The sequence below is a fragment of the Streptomyces sp. NPDC000880 genome (assembly GCF_053599675.1).
Map to the genome: position 1 here is coordinate 59,537 of NZ_JBSFMS010000001.1, position 2,756 is coordinate 62,292.

Annotated in this window: 3 protein-coding genes; all 3 read left to right on the plus strand. The window is 67.6% G+C overall.

Going from position 1 to position 2,756, the window contains the following annotated elements; genetic code table 11:
- The coding region (locus ACWDO5_RS00280; RefSeq protein ID WP_450527053.1) for a beta strand repeat-containing protein at positions 1-1,908 on the plus strand (1,908 nt) is incomplete at its 5' end.
- 52 nt (positions 1,909-1,960) lie between these two features.
- Positions 1,961-2,422: a YbaB/EbfC family nucleoid-associated protein gene (locus tag ACWDO5_RS00285; protein ID WP_450527054.1), complete on the plus strand. Its 462-nt coding sequence runs from the start codon at positions 1,961-1,963 to the stop codon at positions 2,420-2,422.
- Positions 2,415-2,753 (plus strand): hypothetical protein, encoded by a 339-nt coding sequence (locus ACWDO5_RS00290; protein ID WP_450527056.1) that lies wholly within the window; start codon positions 2,415-2,417, stop codon positions 2,751-2,753. Before ACWDO5_RS00285 ends, ACWDO5_RS00290 begins: the two co-directional genes overlap by 8 nt.
- Positions 2,754-2,756 lie beyond the last annotated feature (3 nt).

The following is a 2,756-nucleotide window of genomic DNA, read 5'->3' on the forward strand; positions in this document are numbered from 1 at the left end:
GGCACAGGTGATCTCACGACCGGCCTCAACGGTCCCGGCGGCACAGGTGATCTCACAACCGGCCTCAACGGTCCCGGCGGCACAGGTGATCTCACGACCGGCCTCAACGGTCCCGGCGGCACAGGTGATCTCACAACCGGCCTCAACGGTCCCGGCGGCACAGGTGATCTCACAACCGGCCTCAACGGTCCCGGCGGCACAGGTGATCTCACGACCGGCCTCAACGGCGCCACCCCGGCCGGGGGCGGCTCGCTGGACAGCCTACTCAACCCTGCCGGTACGTCGGGGGACCCGAGTCTCCTCCCGCCCAGTGCGATCTCCCCCCTCAATCCCGGACCCGGTGCTGCCGGGAGCCTGACTGGGGGGATGACCAACCCGGACGGAAGTGTGACCACGCTCAATCCGGACGGAACCCTCACCACCACATCCCCTGACGGCACCGTCACCCAGCTCAACCCGTCCCTCGGAACCGCCACCACCACCAGCCCGAACGGCTCCACCAAGACCACCGACCTCAACGGCGGAGCGGTGGTGGGCCCCGACGGCAGCGTCACCGTCACCAATCCCGACGGCACCGTCACCACCACGTATCCCGACGGAACCGTCACCACGCTCAACCCGGACACCGGCACCGCCACCTCGTTGAACCCGGACGGCACCCTCACCACCATCTATCCGGACGGGAGCACCACCACCGTCGCGCCCGACACCGGACTGGCGACCACCACCAACCCCGACGGATCCACCGTCACCACCGACCTCAACAACGGTCCGCTGCAGAACCCCGACGGCAGCACCACCACCCTCAACCCGGACGGATCACTTACCACGTCCAATCCGGGCGGCAGCGTCACGACCCTCAATCCCGGCACCGGGGCGCTCACCACCAGTTATCCCGACGGCACCATCACCTCACTCAACCCGGACACCGGCGACCTCACATCGCTGCACCCGGACGGCACCCTCACCACCAGCAATCCGGACGGAAGCACCACCACCGTCGACCCCGACACCGGACTGGCCACCACCACCAACCCCGACGGATCCACCGTCACCACCGACCTCAACAACGGTCCGCTGCAGAACCCCGACGGCAGCACCACCACCCTCAACCCGGACACCGGCGAACTCACCACCACCTATCCCGACGGCAGCACCGCCACCCTCGATCCGAACACCGGGGCGCTCACCACCACCTATCCGGACGGCACTTCCACCATCATCAACCCCGACACCGGGACAGCCACCACCACCAACCCGGACGGATCCACCGTCACCACCGACCTCAACGGGCCCTCCCTGAATGGTCCGGGAGAGGGCGGCGGCACCAGTGGCGACTTCCCATCGTCCCTGAATGACGGACTCAACCTGCCCAGCAGCCTCAACACCGACCTCCACGGCCCAACCGGAAGCGGAGTCGGCGCTGCGGGCGGTGGCGACTACACCGGAGCGCTGAACAACGGGCTCAACACCGGCGGCACCGGGAGCTCCTACAACGAGCCCTACTACGACCAGCAGGACCCGACCCAGGCCGGGCGGGGTCTCGGCTCCCCCGTCCAGGCTGCCCAGTCACCGATGATGCCAGGTGGCATGCCGCTCAATCCCGGTATGGGAGGATCCCGTGACAACGGCAACTCAGAACGGGTCCGTAATGTCTTCACCGGCTCAGGCGGGGCGACCATGGCCCGGCGCAACAACCGCCCGGCCGCGCTGGACGAAGAGGACGACGTGGTGATCACAAGGGGTGGTACCGCCACGACGTCCGGCGCGATGTATCCGGCGGCCGGCGGTCCGTCTTCCGGTCAGCGCACTGAGGGCGTCTTCCAGGGGCGCAGCAGCTGGGTGACCGAGGATGAGGACGTATGGGGCACCGACGAGGGTGGCGCCCCCGCGGTGATCGGGCGATGAGTGTGTTGCGCCGCTCGGGCGGAGTCATGGCGGGCGGAACCAGGAGAGGTCGATGAACGAGTCCGTGCAACAACGCCTGGCCCAGGCGATGGAGGAACTGAAGGCGACCGAGGCTGCCGTCGCGCAGGCCGAGCAGGAACTGCGTGGTTCGTCCTACACGGTCAGGTCCAGGGACCGCTCGGTGGAGGTCACGGTCGACGCCCAGGGAGCCCTGACTGGTCTGCGCTTCCTGGGTGGCGCCTACCGGGACATGGGGCCGGCCGAACTGGCCGCCAGTGTGCTGGATGCGGCGGAAAGGGCCCGAACCACGATGGGCCGTCATGTGATGCGGATGCTCGGTCCGCTCACCGAAGCCAGCCCCACCGTGCCGGAGCTCTCGGGAATCGACGTGGACTGGGTCAAGATCTTCGGGCCGGGCGTCCTCGAGGAGACCGACGACGTGGCATCGCGGCCGTCACAGCGGAGACTGCGGGACGAAATCAACGAGGACGGAGAGGAACACAGTCATGGCTAATTCGCCGAGGTACACCGCGGAACCGGACAACCTCCTCGCGGGGGTCAAGGCGATCGAGGAGATCGGCGCTCTGGCACAGTCACTGCTGGCCGACTTCTCCAACGAGGTCAACGAGACCCGCCGTTGGCCCGGAGTGAATGACAGCTTCGCGCAGGAAGCCATCCCGCAGGAAGTCAAGGTTCGGGAGGGCTCCCTCAAGACCGTCGAGGCGGTCTTCGAGGGCGTTCGCGGGATCGGCGACGCCACCTTCGGCAACCTGCTGAACATCATGACCACCCAGAGTGGCGCCCTGGAGGCCATCCAGACCGCGGCGTCCAAGAACAAACGGTAACGT